The organism is Vibrio sp. 10N.222.52.B7, assembly GCF_041474275.1.
Lineage (GTDB): Bacteria > Pseudomonadota > Gammaproteobacteria > Enterobacterales > Vibrionaceae > Vibrio > Vibrio crassostreae_C.
The window spans coordinates 1-270 of sequence record NZ_JBFRTU010000563.1 but is presented as its reverse complement, the minus strand read 5'-3'; the positions used below and the strand labels follow the sequence as shown (position 1 = coordinate 270).

Annotated in this window: 1 protein-coding gene; it reads left to right on the top strand. The window is 47.0% G+C overall.

Translation table 11 applies throughout. The annotated features are described in order from the left end of the window. Window positions 1–270, top strand: a 270-nt coding sequence (locus AB4512_RS24205; protein WP_372176033.1) for a trypsin-like serine protease, incomplete at both ends; no start/stop codon positions are given.

The window sequence follows — 270 nt, the reverse complement described above, 5'->3', positions numbered from 1 at the left end:
TCATGGGCTGGGGTGATCAGGACGCATCCGATGGGTATTCATCGAAGAGTGAATTGTATCAAGTTAATGTTCCCCTTGTTAATCAGTACCAATGCAATACTGTTCCTTACAGTGGCTACTCTTCTATTGGTAGCGACGCGTTCTGTGCGGGTTACAGTGATGGTGGTTATGATTCGTGTCAGGGTGATAGTGGCGGTCCAATTGTTGTTTCGACCAATGGAACGTATGAACAACTGGGCATTGTGAGCTGGGGTAAAGGATGTGCAGAAG